The 16,693-nt window shown below is 47.6% G+C and carries 15 protein-coding genes; 9 read left to right on the forward strand and 6 right to left on the reverse strand.

Annotation, left to right across the window (positions count from 1 at the left end):
• Positions 1-14 precede the first annotated feature (14 nt).
• Genes recQ through CWI73_RS10885 form a run of 3 tightly spaced genes read left to right on the forward strand, consistent with a single transcriptional unit; the run spans position 15 to position 4,897 of the window.
• Positions 15-1,868 (forward strand): DNA helicase RecQ, encoded by a 1,854-nt coding sequence (gene recQ, locus CWI73_RS10875; RefSeq protein ID WP_053953490.1) that lies wholly within the window; start codon positions 15-17, stop codon positions 1,866-1,868.
• Positions 1,813-2,133 carry a DUF3630 family protein gene (locus CWI73_RS10880; protein WP_241968892.1) on the forward strand — a complete coding sequence of 107 codons (321 nt, stop codon included), beginning with the start codon at positions 1,813-1,815 and terminating at the stop codon, positions 2,131-2,133. The genes recQ and CWI73_RS10880 overlap by 56 nt, the downstream gene beginning before the upstream one ends.
• The gene (locus CWI73_RS10885) at positions 2,117-4,897 is read left to right on the forward strand and encodes an EAL domain-containing protein (RefSeq protein WP_126752804.1); all 2,781 of its coding nucleotides are present in this window, start codon (positions 2,117-2,119) and stop codon (positions 4,895-4,897) included. Before CWI73_RS10880 ends, CWI73_RS10885 begins: the two co-directional genes overlap by 17 nt.
• 41 nt (positions 4,898-4,938) lie before the next feature.
• On the opposite strand, the gene CWI73_RS10890 is transcribed toward CWI73_RS10885, so the two are convergent.
• Positions 4,939-5,412 carry an Hsp20 family protein gene (locus tag CWI73_RS10890; protein WP_126752805.1) on the reverse strand — a complete coding sequence of 158 codons (474 nt, stop codon included), beginning with the start codon at positions 5,410-5,412 and terminating at the stop codon, positions 4,939-4,941.
• A gap of 227 nt (positions 5,413-5,639) precedes the next feature.
• On the opposite strand from CWI73_RS10890, the gene CWI73_RS10895 reads away from it, so the two are divergent.
• Positions 5,640-6,647 carry a hypothetical protein gene (locus CWI73_RS10895; RefSeq protein WP_126752806.1) on the forward strand — a complete coding sequence of 336 codons (1,008 nt, stop codon included), beginning with the start codon at positions 5,640-5,642 and terminating at the stop codon, positions 6,645-6,647.
• Positions 6,648-6,658: 11 nt separating this feature from the next.
• Entirely contained in the window at positions 6,659-7,477 is an 819-nt protein-coding gene (locus tag CWI73_RS10900) for a mechanosensitive ion channel family protein (protein WP_126752807.1), read from the forward strand.
• 2 nt (positions 7,478-7,479) lie between these two features.
• On the opposite strand, the gene CWI73_RS10905 is transcribed toward CWI73_RS10900, so the two are convergent.
• On the reverse strand, positions 7,480-9,312 hold the full coding sequence (locus tag CWI73_RS10905) for an ABC transporter ATP-binding protein (protein ID WP_126752808.1): 1,833 nt from the start codon (positions 9,310-9,312) through the stop codon (positions 7,480-7,482).
• Positions 9,313-9,426: 114 nt separating this feature from the next.
• Between CWI73_RS10905 and CWI73_RS10910 the strand changes: the two genes are divergently transcribed.
• Complete coding sequence (locus CWI73_RS10910; protein WP_126752809.1) at positions 9,427-9,858, forward strand: DUF6746 family protein; 432 nt, start codon at positions 9,427-9,429, stop codon at positions 9,856-9,858.
• Here CWI73_RS10910 and CWI73_RS10915 read toward each other — a convergent pair.
• Entirely contained in the window at positions 9,855-10,961 is a 1,107-nt protein-coding gene (locus CWI73_RS10915) for a threonine aldolase family protein (RefSeq protein WP_126752810.1), read from the reverse strand. The two genes, CWI73_RS10910 and CWI73_RS10915, sit on opposite strands and share 4 nt — an antisense overlap.
• 7 nt (positions 10,962-10,968) lie before the next feature.
• A complete protein-coding gene (locus CWI73_RS10920) occupies positions 10,969-11,220 on the reverse strand; it encodes a hypothetical protein (protein ID WP_053953456.1) in 252 nt (83 codons plus the stop codon).
• Between the two features lie 94 nt (positions 11,221-11,314).
• On the opposite strand from CWI73_RS10920, the gene CWI73_RS10925 reads away from it, so the two are divergent.
• On the forward strand, positions 11,315-13,168 hold the full coding sequence (locus CWI73_RS10925) for a DUF885 domain-containing protein (RefSeq protein ID WP_126752811.1): 1,854 nt from the start codon (positions 11,315-11,317) through the stop codon (positions 13,166-13,168).
• Between the two features lies 1 nt (position 13,169).
• Here the strand turns inward: CWI73_RS10925 and CWI73_RS10930 are convergent, their stop codons facing one another.
• Both CWI73_RS10930 and CWI73_RS10935 read right to left on the reverse strand, forming a co-directional pair.
• A complete protein-coding gene (locus CWI73_RS10930; RefSeq protein ID WP_126752812.1) occupies positions 13,170-13,820 on the reverse strand; it encodes a response regulator in 651 nt (216 codons plus the stop codon).
• Complete coding sequence (locus CWI73_RS10935) at positions 13,817-14,962, reverse strand: sensor histidine kinase (protein ID WP_126752813.1); 1,146 nt, start codon at positions 14,960-14,962, stop codon at positions 13,817-13,819. Before CWI73_RS10935 ends, CWI73_RS10930 begins: the two co-directional genes overlap by 4 nt.
• A gap of 125 nt (positions 14,963-15,087) precedes the next feature.
• Here CWI73_RS10935 and CWI73_RS10940 point away from each other — a divergent pair, with 125 nt between their 5' ends.
• Positions 15,088-15,834: a hypothetical protein gene (locus CWI73_RS10940; protein ID WP_126752814.1), complete on the forward strand. Its 747-nt coding sequence runs from the start codon at positions 15,088-15,090 to the stop codon at positions 15,832-15,834.
• Positions 15,831-16,691 (forward strand): tetratricopeptide repeat protein, encoded by an 861-nt coding sequence (locus tag CWI73_RS10945; protein ID WP_126752815.1) that lies wholly within the window; start codon positions 15,831-15,833, stop codon positions 16,689-16,691. Before CWI73_RS10940 ends, CWI73_RS10945 begins: the two co-directional genes overlap by 4 nt.
• Positions 16,692-16,693 lie beyond the last annotated feature (2 nt).

Genomic DNA, 16,693 nt, shown 5'->3' on the forward strand with positions numbered 1-16,693 from the left:
AAACGATGCCGACCATGAGTAGTAGCGCAGTCAGCACTGCAGAACAACTGGCGCCAAATCCGCTTCAGTCCAAGCTTGAATCTGTCTTTGGCTATCACGAATTTCGTGAAGGTCAGGAGGCGATTATGCAGGCGGCACTGGAGGGGCGCGACTCGCTGGTGCTTATGCCAACGGGAGGTGGCAAGTCTTTATGTTACCAGCTGCCGGCTATTTGTAGCGACGGGGTTGCGGTGGTTATTTCTCCGCTATTGTCCCTGATGCAGGATCAGGTCGAGGCGTTAAACGCGCTGGATATAAAAGCAGCGACTTTGCATTCAGGCGTGTCAGCAGAACAATCGATGAGTACATTGCAGGCGTTGCAACGAGGCGACATTAAGCTGCTTTACGTCAGCCCCGAACGCATATTACAGCCGAGCTTTATTGAACGCTTACAAACGCTGAACCTGTCGTTTATCGCTGTTGACGAAGCGCATTGCATTAGCCAGTGGGGACATGACTTCCGGCCTGAGTACGGGCAGCTGGGTGTGTTACGCAGCTATTTGCCCAATACCCCTTTTATGGCGTTAACCGCCACAGCGGACTCTGCCACCCAGCACGACATTATTGAGCGATTGCATTTGAATGCGCCATTGGTTCATCGCAGCTCGTTTGATCGCCCCAATATTCGCTATGTTGTTCAGGAAAAGTATAAGCCGCTAAAACAGGTTAAAGACTACGTCAAAAAGCAAAAAGGCGCGGCCGGTATTATTTATTGCGGTAGCCGAAAGAAGACAGAGGAATTGGCGGAAAGCTTGCAGCAGTCCGGTGTTCGGGCGGCGCCGTACCATGCGGGCTTAGAGCATAAGCTTAAAGAGACAACGCTACGACAGTTCCTGCGTGACGATATTGATGTCGTTGTGGCGACTGTTGCGTTTGGTATGGGTATTAACAAGCCAAATATCCGTTTTGTCGTGCATTTCGACATTCCGCGCAGCGTCGAGTCTTACTATCAGGAAACTGGGCGTGCCGGGCGTGACGGTCTTCCTGCTGAAGCGATGATGCTTTACGATCCGCGAGATGCTCAGTGGATCCGGCGCATGATAGACGAGCACGATAATGAACAGCGCCGAGCGGTGGAAGCGCAGAAATTCTCAGCCATGCAGGCCATGGCGGAAGCTCAGACCTGCCGCCGCCTTGTTGTATTGAATTATTTTAACGAATATTCCGACAAAGAATGCGGAAACTGCGACTTGTGTCTGGATCCGCCCACTCGATACGACGCACTTGAAGACGCTCAGAAAGCGCTAAGCTGTGTGTACCGGGTCGGACAACAGTTTGGTATTAATCATGTCGTTGAGGTACTGCGCGGCTCAAAGGCTCAACGGATTATCGAGTTAGGCCATGACCAGTTAACAACCTACGGACTGGGGCGGTCAAAACCCCAAGAGCATTGGTTTTCGGTATTGCGGCAACTTATTCACCGCGGGCTTATTATTCAGGATATCCGCCGGTTTGCCGCCCTGCAGCTGACTGAGGCGGCACGACCTGTTTTAAAAGGTGAAGTGCCGTTAGAATTAGCCAAGCCAAGGCTAGAGCTGACCGCAACAAAAACCCGAATTACCGACCGTGGTGACTACAATAAAATACTGTTCAGGCGGTTGCGGAAACTACGCAAAGATATTGCTGACAAAGAGCAAGTGGCACCGTTTGTGGTATTCAGCGATGCTGCGTTAGTGGAAATGTGTGTACATTATCCGACCACGGCTGATGATATGCTCGATATAAACGGTGTTGGTGACGTGAAACTGGCTCGGTATGGTCAGGAATTTATGAGTGCAATTGAAGCGTTTTTGTCAGGAGCAAGTGAGCGGCAGCTATTTAATGGATGAAGCAAACGGCCATTCAGTCATTACTTTAAACAGTAAACCGGCAGAGCAAGAGCTCGATAGCTGGGTGGCTGCGTTATGCGACACATTGGATGCGCGTATTCGCGAAAAAGAAATTGCAGCTGATCAGTTTTGCTGGCGTCTGACTATTAATAATCAGCACTGGCTATTATTCTATTCAGACATTTGCGATGCGGTATGGTTGCAGGCTCTAGAAGAGATGAGCGAAGAGGTTATAACGAACTTACGACATGCAGACTATATTTAAACACGCGCTATGGCTGTTACTGTTGCTTCCGCTGCTGGCTGGTGCAGAAGTTCGCACGCCCGTTTCTGTGTCAGCTCAAACCTCTAAAGTTACGCTGAATCAGCATTTCAAATACCGTGTCGTCGATGCGTCAGTACCGGTTGATAGACTTGCCGTTAATGAACCGTCGCGTTGGTTAAGTCCCGCGGAGCTCAGTGAACATAATTATGCAGGTACCAAGCCCAATATATGGAGCAGTGTTCCGCTTTATAATCGGAGTAATCGGTCTCAAACCTTTTATGTGAAATTCAGTGACCCGTTTTTATCGTCGGTGAGTGTGTTTGTGCTCGACTCCAGTGGCACTCCCTTGAGTCAGTTATCTAATAGCTTTTCAACGCCATTGATGCAGCGTCCACACTTATCTCATGAGCACGTGTTGCCGGTTACCCTGCCTGCTAATCAAACCGTCTGGCTGGTGACTGCAGTGCAACAATGGCCGGAGCAAATGCCGACTATTAGTTTGTGGCAGTCGACCGAACTAGAGCTGCGCCAACAGCAACAACAAACCGCATTGGGTGTAAACGCTGGTATCCTTATTCTGCTGGCTTTGGCTGCTTTTGTCTCCGCACAGCTTTTCAAAAGCCGGCTATTGCTGACGTTTGGTTGTGTCAGTGCTGCATTTACCTTGTCTCTGCTACTTCACAGTGGTGTCTGGATAACTTATTTCTCTCCTTATTCTCCGGACTTGGCTGCAGCGTTAAAAACTTATGTCAGCCAATTGCTGGTACTGACACTTTGTTGGTTTATTTGGGAATGGGGGCGCTTTCGTTTCCGGTTGTCCCGTTTTAACCGTATTGGTTACGTGGTTTTGGCGGCTGCTCTGGGTTTCACTATTAGTTTACCGTGGCTGGATGACCGCTGGCAGAGCGCATTGCTTATTGCGCAGGTTAATGGTGTGTTGATATGGGCTGCGGTTGTTGTGCTTCGCAGTATCCAGAAACAGCCAATTTCCGGCTTTCGTTGGCAAACATTCTTGTTGGCGATAACGGTTATTGTTGCTTGGTTACTCATATCGCCACGTTATAACCCTATCTGGGAAGGTGTATCTGGCTTACTACTCTACAGTGCCATGACGATAACCACGATGATGTTTTTGCTGGCGCTGGAAAGACACCGATTGAACCGATTAATGCGCCGTATTGTCGGGCTTAAAAAGAATAGAAAGACGCTAAGAAGAAGGTTGTGGCAGTTGCTGCAACGTACGGGTGAGGGCTGGTTCCGACTTAATGACGATGGTTCGTTTAAACAGGTAAACCAGCAAATGTTAACGATTTTGGCGGCGCACTCGTTCGACCAGGTTAAAGCCCACTGGCCCAAAGGGTTTGTTATTGAGGGTAAGAGGCAGCTTACTTCTGTCGACCGGTTAGACGGTCGGAAAATTTGGCTCGATGTCGAATATTTTGGTGATAACACCGGCCGTATTTCTGATGTTACCAAGTGCATGGAAGCTGAAATTCACCTCGATTTTCTGGCTCACCATGATGCAGTAACCGGCTTATTAAATGTACGCGAGCTTAGGCGTTTATTGCAGTCTCGGCTCGACGCCCAAAAGGCGGCCTGCGTAACTATTATTAAGCTGTCTGGTTTGGAAGTTATTGCCGATCAGGCCGGTGCTGATGCCAAAGACCAAGCCATTTTGCAGCTTGCTATAAACCTGAAGAAAAAGGCGCCTAAGTACTCGCGCATTGCAAGGGTTAGCGAGCATGAGATTGCGCTGCTGAATACCGACGATGAGCAATCCGTTTTCGCACAGGCGCATCGGTTGGTGCAATATTGTAAAGAGTTTCGCTTCAACAGTGACAGACGTATTTATCAGATCACTGCCCATGCCGGTATTGCTTATTCGGACTCCTCTGAAGTGTCTGCCAGTACATTACTGCGGCAAGCTCGGGAGGCGTTAAAACTTGCTATGCAGCAAGGTGATTACAGAGTTCACTCATACAGTGAAGCTGACCAGAAACGCTTATTAGGCGAAGCCGAGTTAGAGTGGGAGCAGAAGCTTAAGCAAGCATTAAGAGAGGAAAACTGGACGCTCTATGTCCAGCCCATAGTCAGTGCGGCGCGTAACGCCGACAAACACTGTATCGAGTTACTGCTCCGCTTGCCCGACTCGAATACGGATGAGCCTATAGCACCCCAGCAATTTTTGCGTGCTGCGTTGCGGGCAGGCGTCATGGGCAAGGCTGATCGCTGGCTAGTGCGGGAGGCCGTCGAGCATTTCAATGAAAACCCATTTGAGGCAACCCGAACCTGGCGTTGTCACATTAATTTGTCGACTCAGAGTCTTGAAGATGACGGCTTTATTCAATTCATTGAAGCGGCGCTTAAAAACTCGGTTATCCAGCCTAACCAGTTGGTGTTTGAGGTGTCTGAGCCCGATGCTTTCAAACATTTCGACCAAACGTATCAGTTGTTTAAAAACTTAAAAGAGCTGGGTATTGGTACGGCAATAGATCAGTTTGGCAGCAGCTATAACTCGTTTCAATTATTAAGGCAGTTACCGTTAACGCAAATAAAAGTGAATCGGTTCTGGGTTCAGAATATGCTTATCGACACTATAGATGCTGAGCTTGTCGCAAGTTGCGTTCGCTTAGCCAAAGCGGCCAACGTGGAGGTTTGTGCCGTTGGTGTAGAGAGTGACGAAGTTCGAATTAAACTCACTCAGCTGGGCGTAGACTATATCCAGGGCTTTGTCTGTGGGCACCCAGTCGAGTGGCAACGTTAAAAAAGGGCGGTTATTCACCGCCCCTCATCCAGTGCATTAATTTACGCAGCACTTTCTTTGCTTTTAGAACGATCTTCCAGCAGATCTTTAGTCGAGCTGCCGATGCTAATGCGTTTTGGCTTCATGGCTTCGGGAATGTTCTTCACTAAGCCAATAGTCAACAGACCGTTTTTCAAAGCAGCGCCAGTGACTTCAATGTGTTCAGCTAAGCTGAACTTACGTTCGAAGGCACGGTTTGCAATGCCGCGATGCAGAAATTCACGTTTTTCGTTTTCTTCGGCTTTTTTACCGGTCACACGAAGAACGCCGTTTTCTACTTCAATTTCTAAGTCACTATCCTCGAAACCTGCAACCGCCAAGGTAATGGCGTATTGGTTCTCTGCTACCAATTCAATGTTGTAGGGAGGATACCCAGTTGCACCAGTATCTGAGCGTAGTGCCGAATCCAGCAAAGATGCCATACGGTCAAATCCTACACTGCTACGATATAGAGGGCTTAAGTCGATAGTTGCCATAGTCATTCTCCTTAGAAGCAATAACTGTTAAATGGTTAATAAATTGACACAGCGTGTGTCGTTACAAGGCGGCTCTCTTTGAGACACCAGCCTTACCCTTTAAATGTGTACTGGCAAAATGGCTTTCAAGAGGTTTTTTGAAATTTTTTGATTGGACTCTGCGCAAAGGCACTCTATTATCGACTGATAGGAAGTTATTTTCTGGCGAACATAACAGGGAAACAACTATGGCTGAAGCGCCTAAAAAAGCCTGGCAATGGGTAACAGTTAACGAGTTTGAACGCCCTGCGGTTCCAACCGTTATTACTGTAAAAAAATGGTGGCAGAATTTTACCCATTGGTTATCTCCAAAGTCAGAAAATGACGAACAAGACGAGCATGAAAACGCGTTCGAATTAAAGCTGGATGAGGCAATAAAGGAGTTAGATAGCGTATTTTCAGACTGGCTGAATGACAAGGATGATAACAGTTTGCGCTGGGTTATTGCGCCGCCTCGTTCGGGCGTTGCTGAAGCCGTTCAGCAGTGGGCGCAGCAGAACAATGTGTCGACCATGAAGCTGCCGGACAGAGACACACTGTGCCAACCGAGTGACCCACCCTCTCCTAAATTCACCAAAACCAAAGTGTGGCTAATGCCGCAATTGGCTCATACCTTTTTACGACAAACCAATGGCTTGCGCTGGACTCGCGAGTTTTTCGCAAAAGCTTTGTCGGGAGAGGCGGGTAAAGGCCTCATTGTTTGTGACAGCTGGGCATGGGCATTTTTAGAAAAAGTTTGGCCAGTGCCGGTTTCGGAACTGTGGACTTTGCAAGGGCTCGACGACCAGGCATTGGAACGAATAGGGCTGGCACGCGGCGAGGGGCGTTTACGCGCATTGGCAGCGCTCAGCCGAGGCAACCCGGGTATCGCCGCCGCATACTCTGATCGCTACCATCGCAATAGCGATAAGGCTTTTGAGCTGCCGCAGTTGCCACAAGTGGTGGAAGATGCCACTGCGTTCGTATGCTACGCCTTATTGGTTCATCATGGCCTAACCAGTAGTCAGCTTGCTCAAGTATTGCCTATCGTTTCAGCGAGCCAACTGCAGATACAGCTGCAAATTTTGCAACAGCAGTCACTTATCTCAAAGCAGGACACTGCCTCTAAGGACAGCCTTTGGTACATAACTGCGCGAGGGTATCCGGTTGTTAGAGACTTTTTGGCCTCTCGTGGTTTTTGGCTTGATAAATTCTAGGATGCTTAAAAATGGAAACTGAATCGGTCAAAAACGTTGCTGGCATATTTAAGTCGCTAGACACATTTGCCATTTTAGAAATTGTCATCGTTATCGCTGTAGCTGTCGGTTTAGTATGGCTAACGCAGAAGCTGATACCTTGGGTCGCGTCACATCTGCACGGCAAGCAAAGGCTTTACACACTGGCGCTGGTGCCTATGCTACGAATTGTGATTCTGGTATTAGCCCTGGTCATGATAGTCCCTCTGGTTATAGAGCCCACATTACAAAACATGGTAGCGGTGTTGGGTGCGGCAGGCCTAGCCATTGGTTTTGCATTAAAGGATTACGTCAGTAGCCTCATTGCCGGTATCGTGGCTATTCATGAAATGCCCTACAGACCCGGAGACTGGATAGAAGTCGATGGCAGTTATGGTGAGGTTGTACACATAGGCATGCGTACGGTTGAGCTGGTGACCAACGATGACACGGTTATTTGGGTGCCTCACCTGAAGTTGTGGGATAACCTAATACACAACGCCAATAACGGCGGCCCAAGTTTAATGTGCATTGCCGAGTTTTACACCCAGCCAGAGGCAGATGCTTATCAAATTCGCGACGCGCTGGAAGAAGTTGCTTTAACCAGCCCTTACCTGCAACTTGGTAAACCTATGGCGGTAACGGCCGCTGAACAGCCCTGGGGTACCAAGTACCGCTTAAAAGCCTACCCAATTGACCCCAGGCAGCAGTTTCAGTTTATTACAGATATGACGGCCAGAGGTAAACGACGGTTACTTGAGCTAAACGTAAAATTTGCAAAGGTAGAGTCAGGGGAAGCACTGGAAATATAAACTTAAGTCTCTTCTGCTAAAAATCCGCCAGACTGGTGGCGCCACAACTTCGCGTATAAACCATCCTGGGCAAGCAGCTGTTCGTGGCTGCCTTGCTCAATAATTGCCCCCTGATCCATCACTACCAGTCTGTCCATTGCGGCAATGGTCGACAAACGGTGAGCAATAGCTATAACGGTTTTGCCCTGCATTAGTTGGTACAGGTTTTCCTGAATGGCGTTTTCCACTTCGGAGTCGAGCGCTGACGTAGCTTCATCTAAAATGAGAATGGGTGCGTCTTTAAGCATCACACGAGCTATGGCAATGCGCTGGCGTTGTCCGCCAGACAGTTTTACGCCCCGCTCACCGACATGAGCATCCAGCCCTTTACGCCCCTTGCTGTCACTTAACTCTGCAATGAACTCTTCACAATGGGCGCGGCGCACTGCGTTCATTAAGTCTTCTTCGGTCGCATCCGGGCGGCCGTATAAGATGTTGTCACGTACAGAGCGGTGTAACAGAGAGGTATCCTGGGTGACCATTCCAATATTGGCGCGCAGACTGTCCTGCTGTACTTTGTGAATGGCTTGACCATCAATACGAATTTCGCCGCTTTCAACATCGTAAAAGCGCAACAATAGGTTCACCAGGGTCGATTTACCCGCACCTGAGCGTCCCACAATACCGACCTTTTCGCCTGGCTTTATGTGTAAGTTGAAGTCGTCCATAACCCCATGGCCTTTGCCATAATGGAACTGCACGTGGTCGAAGTGAATATCGCCTCGTGACACCTTAAGCGCTGGTGCGTTAGGTTCGTCAACAATACGCTGAGGAACCGCTATTGAGCCTATACCATCTTGTACAGTACCGATGCTTTCAAACAGCGTCGACATTTGCCACATAACCATTTGCGACATACCAAACAAACGAAGAACCAGACCAATAACGACCGCAACAGCACCTAAAGTAACGGCATTATCCATCCACAAAATAATAGCGGTTGCTGCTGAACCAAATAGCAGCGCACAATTAATAAAGTAAAGGAATCCGTAAAGTTGAGTGACTAGCCTCATTTGTTTATGGACTGTACCTAGAAAGGTGTCCATACCGTCATGGGCGAACGCTGCTTCGCGCTGAGAATGCGAAAACAGCTTAACGGTCTGTATATTAGTGTAAGAGTCGACAATGCGGCCGGTCATGATAGAGCGGGCGTCGGCCTGCTCTGCTGATACCTTGCCTAGCTTGGGTACAAAATAACGCAGCAGTAGCGCATAAAGTACGAGCCAGCAGGCAAGCGGCAGCATCATTCGCCAGTCGGCGCTGCCAATAATGACAAACATTCCCAGGAAGTAGACAACCACATAGTTTACAATTTCAATGAAAGTCATAATGCACTGGCGCAATGCCAGAGCTGTTTGCATGAGCTTGGTTGCAACTCGGCCGGCAAATTCATCTTGATAATAGCTCATCGATTGCTTCATGAGGTACCGGTGACCTAACCACCGGATACGCATAGGAAAGTTACCCAGCAGCGTTTGGTGTGTCAGTAACGAGTGAAACCAAACGAGTAGTGGTAAACCAATGAGAACCAGTGAACTCATACCAACAAGTGGCCAGAATTGGTCACTCAGGAATGTTTCCCTATTTTGAGCGGCGAGCCAGTCAACAATTTGCCCGAGAAAGCCAAATAACCAAACTTCAGCAATGGCTATAGCAGCCATGAGTATGGCAGTAACGGCAATAAAGGGAGTCGACCCTTTCGTGTAATGCCAGCAGAAGGCAAAAAAGCCGGTGGGTGCTTGTGTCGGCTCTTCCGTTGGGAAAGGGTTTAGTCGGCGCTCAAACCAGGAAAACATTGCGGCACTCCTTGATATGTATCAAGCTAAGAATATCAGATTCATACGTATTCGGCTTGTAAAAAAGAGACGAAAGAACAATAATGAGAACCATTAACAATCAATGGGGTTTTTATGAAAGCGTTAACAATGATTTTAGCAGGTGCGGCGTTGCTGTTTAATGTTGCGGCTGTTGCCGACGATGATGACCAGCGTTATCAGCATTTTAAGCCAGAGCCTTCTGACAACTTGCATCAGGCAATTATGAACCTGACAAAATACAATGCGAAACTGCAGGAAATTATTGAAGGAGATATGCCACCCAAAGATATGGCAAAAGTGCATGAACTGACATATACCCTGGAAGTTGCCCTAGCACGTCTGAGTAAAGAGCTCGACGTTGCAGCAAATTCGCTGGAAGAAGTGCATTTAGGCTCTGAGGCAATGAACAAACAACGTGTTGAAGGCTTTGGTAAAAGCTACCTTGAAACACTGAATCATGTGTTAGGTAAGCATGCTGAGCACCATGAAAACGGGCATGACGAAGAGCACGAGAATCACCATTAAAGTGTTTCTATAAACGCTTTAAAATGTCGTAGCCAGAAACTGTGGGGCTGCGACATTGCATTTCTCCCAATCGGTATTTCACAAATCGCTTCGCCGTTTATTTCGGCTCGTGGCAGCGGCAAAATAACTACACCGGTGTTGTTGACGTAATCAATGATTTTTTTACTCAAGTCTTCTGCGTTTATAGCGAAGTGTAAGTGAAACATGGCGGTTTGCGGTTTTTCCGGGTTGACCCGAATTCCATTCAGCTCATTGAGCGCATCACCTAACGCCCGAGAGTAACTCACAGCATCACCCATAAGCGGAAGGTTTTCTCGTAAGCCACGGCGTGCAGAGATTATCTGCGGATACTGAGTAATAACATTGCCGCCGGCTCGACGAGCCCAGACTTTAGCTTGTTCAATAAAAGCTTCAGAGCCCGCAAGTACAGCGCCAGAAATAGCACCTAAGTCTTTGTAAAAACTGACGTAAACAGAGTCAAACAGCTCACAGACTTCGGCTAGCGAACAGTCATAAGCTGCCGGCACTTGCCAAAGTCGGGCGCCGTCTAAATGCATGGCAATATCATTAGCTCTTGCCCACTCCGATTGCGAAACTAAGTCGTCCCAATTTGGCAGTTGACCGCCAATTTCGCGCATTGGCAGCTCTGACAGCACACTACCAAGGTCGGCAGTTTGAACGTTTTTCAAGTCTTCTGATGTGATTGGACTGCCTGCTTCACCTGTTGTTGTACCGTTGAGTCCCCACAGTGCTTCAAAACCCATTTGCTCGTGCAGCATTAAATGCGAGGTCGGATGCAGAGCAACGCCATTGCGTTGGCGTTGGTCTGCATGAATACGTAACGCCAGTGGCTGAGCTAAGGTCCCGGTCGGTAAAAATAACGCAGCAGGCTTACCCAACAGCCGAGCAACTTCATCTTCAAAGTCATTAATAAGCGCGCCACTGCCGTAGACATCGCGTTTTTCGTTTTGCTCGACCTCATCGGCTAATAAGTGCAGTTCATCCGCCATACTCCGTTGTGGCTGACGCAGCAGAGACGAGCTTGCTTGCTCGGCCACTCGAGAATACGCGTGTTTAGTTTTTTCGGTAATAGAAACTGTCATTAGTTGCCTACTTTGAGTGAACTTTGCCGCCAATAATTTTGTAGGCAGGGGTGCCGCGAATCATGGTCTCGCGTGCAAACTCCTGCCCACAACCAGGACAATGGCACGGTTTGGTGGTGTGGTCTTCAACAATACGCTCAATAAAGCATTTTACTAAAGCGCCTTTACCACCCTTGCGGTATTTAAATATGGGCGTTTTGCACTGCAGACAAGAAATCTGCACGGTGCGAACCGGCCCTTTCTTGTTAGGTTTTGCCATAAAATAGTCGGTTACAATTTAAGCATTTCCATTAGTGTAACAAGCACGCTATAGTTTTTCTTCCTGCATCAAAAGAAGAATAAAGGACATTGCTATGCGTTATTCCATTGTCGCCCTGGCTGTTTTGGGCTTATTAACGGCCTGCGGACAACCCCAGCAAAACAATTCTGAACAAAATTCACAAACGGCGGTTGAGCAAACCGCGCAGTCGGAAACCGAGCGCCTGAACCAGTGGTTTGAAGAAAAATACGAAGAACAGCTTCAACAAAGCCCCATTCAAATGACCTTTTTGGGTCGCAAAGACCGCTACGGTGACATAGATGACATGACCGTGGCCGCTGAAAAGAAGCAGCTTCAGTGGCTGGAAAATAGCGTTGAAGAGCTGAAAGCGAACTTTGACTACGACAAGCTGAACCTTGAAGCTCAGACATCGTATGATGTTTGGGTTTACCAATACGAACAAGCCAAGCGTAATGCGGAATTCCGTGGCATGGACTATGTATTTGATCAAATGCGTGGCGCACACACCTTCTTACCGCAGTTTTTAATCAATTTCCATCGGGTGGATGACGCGGAAGATATGGAAGCCTATATTTCTCGTATCAAGGGCGGTGCAACGGCCATTGAGCAGCTATTGCAGCGTGCGAAAGCGCAAGTTGAGAATGGCGTTCGTGCCCCACGTTTTGCTTACGAGGAAGTTATTGAAGAAGCTAAAGGGCTTATTTCAGGCGCGCCGTTTGATGAAGATGGCGACTCAAGCTTATTGGAAGATGCTAAAAACAAGCTCAGCGCCCTTCAGGAAAGTGATGCGATCTCCGCTGAACAAGCTGACAAATACGAAAAAGAAGTGCGTAAAGCCTTATTGGAGCGTTTCCGACCAAGTTACGAAGCGCTTATTAGCTTTCTTGAAAGTGATATTGAAAATACCGACGAAGTAGCAACTGGTGTGCATCGCCTGGAAAACGGTAAAGCCTACTACAACGCCTTACTGAAGAATTATACGACGACCGACCTGACCGCAGACGAGATCCACCAAATTGGTTTAAATGAAGTGGAACGACTGACTCAGGAAATGATAGCGATTAAAGATAAAGTGGGATTTGAAGGTGATTTGCAGGAGTTTTTCACCTTTATCCGCACTGACGAGCAGTTCTTCTATCCGAACAACGACGAAGGCGCGGAAATGTATCTGGAAGACTCTCGTGAGTACTTAGCGTACATTAACGAAAAGCTGCCTGAATATTTTGGTATTTTGCCAAAAGCCGACTTGGTGGTGAAACGGGTTGAGCCTTTCCGTGAACAAGATGGCGCCGCCCAGCATTATTACCCTGGTTCGCCTGACGGTGAGCGTCCGGGTATTTACTACGCGCATTTGTCGGACATGAGCTCTATGCCGAAAAATGAGATGGAAGCCATTGCCTATCACGAAGGTAATCCGGGTCACCATATGCAAATTTCTATCGCTCAGGAGCTGGAGTCCGTACCAGAGTTTCGCACTCAGGCTGGCTTTACGGTTTACAGTGAAGGTTGGGGCTTATATGCAGAACAGTTAGCGAAAGAAATGGGTGCTTATGAAGACCCTTACTCTGACTTTGGTCGCTTAACTACTGAAATCTGGCGCGCGGTGCGCTTGGTTGTGGATACCGGCATGCATGCTAAAGGCTGGACTGAAGAGGAAGCGGTTAAGTACTTCCAGGAGCACACCCCAATTGCTGAAGGCGCGGTGCGTTCAGAAGTTCGTCGCTACCTGGTCATGCCGGGCCAGGCAACGGCCTATAAAATTGGCATGATCCGCATTCTGGAACTGCGTGAAGAAGCCAAAGAAGCATTAGGCGATAAGTTTGATATCCGTGGCTTCCACGACACCATTCTGGGCGGTGGCGCATTACCGCTGCATATTCTGGAACGTCGTGTCGACCAATGGGTTGAAAAGCAGAAGAACGCCTGACTTACAATAAACCTAAATCAATGGCCTTTAACACAGCTCGGGTGCGGTCTCGCACCCCGAGCTTGGCCATAAGTGACGACACCTGATTCTTAACGGTTCCTGTCGATTTAAATAAGCTTTCCGCTATTTCATTATTGCTAAGCCCCGCTGCTATTAACCGTAAAACGGCAATTTCTTTATCTGTCAGCGGCTCAACCAGAGTCTGTTCATTATCACCTTCAGGAGCTTTGCTTTCTTTTAGGCCTTGCACGATACGCTCAGTGATAGCGGGCTGAAGCCAAGTTTTACCCTCGGCTAAAGCTTCAATGGCGTCAACCAACACCTCCAGCGACACATCTTTTAATAAGTAGCCTTCGGAGCCGGCTTGAATGGCTTTCATTATAGATTCGTGGTCATCAAAGGTTGTCAGCATTAAAACCGGTGTGTGGAAGCCTTTTTCTCGTAAAAGCCCGACGGCTTCAATACCATTCAAGTCAGGCATGCGAATATCCATGAGAATTACATCAGGTTCACTCTCCGTCGTTAGCCTAACCGCCTCTCTGCCAGAGCATGCTTGCGCAACCACCTCTATTTTTTCAGACAAAGACAACAGCGAGTTGAGACCTTCCCGAACCAGTGTTTGATCATCAACGAGCATGACCTTTATGCTCATAATTCATCCTGTATGGTTAACTGAATACTAAAGCCGTCAGCTTGTGTCTGTATCTTTAGGTCTGCGCCGACTGTATCTGCCCGTTCTTTTATGCCAAGCAGGCCATTTCCGGTTTTAATTGATCGGACCTTGCCGTTGTCGTTAATTGCCAAGCTAAGCAAGTGACCCTGACGAGATACGACTAAGGTTTGCTTACTTCCATTGGAATGCTTCAAGAAATTAGTGACGGCTTCTTGCGAGACACGCAGTATCGTGTCGGCAATATCCACTCTTTGTATATTAAGATTGTCATCGCACAGTACATGAATGGTTTTGTCACCCGACGATCCGGAAAGAGCCTCTAAGGCTTCTTTTATATTCAGCACTGCAGAGTCACGTAAATCGGAAACCGCTTCACGAACATCGGAGAGCAATAACTTGGTAATACTCTGGCTCTTTTCTAACGTCGGCTTTAGGTCATCGCTGGCTTTTCGGGAAGCCACCTGCAAGTTAATAGAAAGTGCCGTTAAGTGATGGCCTATTAAATCATGAATATTACGAGCAATTCTCGTACGTTCGTTTTGTTTACTGGCTTCTTCCAGCAACATTTGTGTTGCGCGAAGTTCCCGGTTTATTGCCTGCTCTCGTTCAAGTGCCTCTGTTTCTCTCAGCCGGGTGCCCATGGTCACAATCGAAAACAAATTAAATGCCCAGAACAAAAGAGCGGATATCCACGCATAGTTTTCGTCCCAGACAAATTGATAAATCAGCCAAAGTGGCAATGACAGCGGAACAGCAAGTAAAACGGCGTTGCGCATAGATGTGTAATATGGCAACTGAGCCACATAAATGGTCATCAATATGGCGACAAAGCTGTATGGCACTAAATAATAAAGGCTATAAATAGCCACAAGTTGCATAACCATAAGGGCAAGACGCAGCCATGGCTCGTTCTTGTAAGGTTTTTCACGGGTAGCAATAGTCCAGCTGACAATGAAGCCTAAAAAGGCCGCTGCGGACATTATCCAATGTGCGCTAAAGAAAGGGCTTGAGGCTCTTTGCCCTAAAAGGTACAAGCAAAATGACGCTAAGAGTGCCCAAGTGAGCACCGCTATCCACTGTTCTTTATCGATATATTCTTTAACTAATGACTTTATATTCATGGTCTTAGTATGACCGACCCGATTCTTTTCGCAATAGGCCAAAAGTCACGTTTCATAAAGTGACTTCTTGCACTAACTGACGCTGTTGAACCGCTCTAACCTGTATAAAAACAGGAGGGCTTTTTATGTTGACGCTACACAGCTTTTTACTCTATTTACATATCGTGTTTGGGGCCATAGCAATGGCACTATTTTGGGTGCCGGTAGTGACAAAAAAGGGAGGTTTGAATCATCGCCGCTTCGGCAAGGCGTATGTCTGGATCATGAATACGGTTGCTGTTTCGGCTATCGTCATGTCAGTAATGGTTCTGGTGGCTCCTGCTTATTTTAAAGCGGACATCATTGCCAATAGCCAAAGACCTGACGCCGTTACAGAGGGGATTCGGTTCTTTTGGACTTTACTGTTGTTCTTGTCTGTATTTACCTTTGCCTCGGTTCGGAACGCAGTGGTAGTTTTGCGGTCGAAACGAAGTCGCGATAACTTGCGTACATTCCGCTATTTATCGATGATTGGGTGTTTAGCGGTGATGTCTCTGGTGCTGTTATGGCAGAGCATGAATACGCCTGCTATTCAGTTTGTCAGCCCTTGGTTACACATTATTTTTGGCATTTTAGGGTTAGTAAACGTGTATCAAATGTTGCGTTTTGCATTTTCGCCCTCAGTTAAGAAGAATGCCTGGCTGATAGAGCATTTAAGTTCAATGTGTGGTTCAGGTATAGCAGTTTATACAGCGTTTTTTGCTTTTGGCGCGCGGCATGTGCTGGCTCATTTAGGGCATTGGCAATTGTTATTCTGGGTAGTGCCGGGTGTTGTAGGTACGGTGCTTATATTTTTATGGTCACAAAAATACGAACAAGGAGAACTCTCGTGAGGTGGCTTTTATTCTTACTTACAACATTAATTTTTGCGCCCGGCGTTTATGCCGAAGTGGAAACTAAGCAGGTCATTCAGCAGCAGTTGGCTGATGGCTCACTCGATAGTGCTGAAGACAGCGTTGAAGAGTGGGTGAAAAAAGAACCGGAAAACGCGGAAGCCTGGCATACCCGTGGGGTGGTGATGGCGCAACAGGCGCAGAACGCCTTTTTCAGTGCGATGAGCTACGCCGGTAAGTCGGTGGATTCTTTTGAGAAAGCGGTTGAGCTAGAGCCTGATAGTATTAAATACCGTAGAGCTCTTATGCAGTTTTACCTAATGGCGCCTTCTATTGCCGGCGGTGACGACGAAAAAGCATTAGCTCAAATTGAGAAAATGATGGCGTTAGACCCGGCACAAGGTTCGCTCGCGAAAGTCGGTTATTTTCGTAAACATGAAAAAATGGCTGAAGCAGAGTCGCTGCTGGAAGAAACCATAGCAGCACACCCTGATAATTCGGATGTTTTGCTTTATGCTGGCCTACAGAAACAGCGCGCAGAAGAGTTTGATACGGCTCTCAAGCTGTTTGACAGAGCGGTAAATGGCGTCTCAGATGACGGTTCTGCAGTCAGTATGGCGTTGTATCAGATAGGAAAGACTGCCGTTTTAGCCGAGAGTCATATTGATGCAGGCATTACTGCTCTCAATAACTATTTGGAGAAAGCGTCGTTAGAGAACTTGCCTGAACCTCACTGGGCACAGTTCAGAAAAGCACAGTTATTGGCGTTAAAGGGCGATACAGAAACGTCAGAACAACTGTTGGCAGAACTTAAAGGTGTTGATGATAAAGAGTTGCAAAAACAGTTAGCACAATAACG

The organism is Idiomarina piscisalsi (genome assembly GCF_003987095.1).
Taxonomy (GTDB): Bacteria; Pseudomonadota; Gammaproteobacteria; order Enterobacterales; family Alteromonadaceae; genus Idiomarina; species Idiomarina piscisalsi.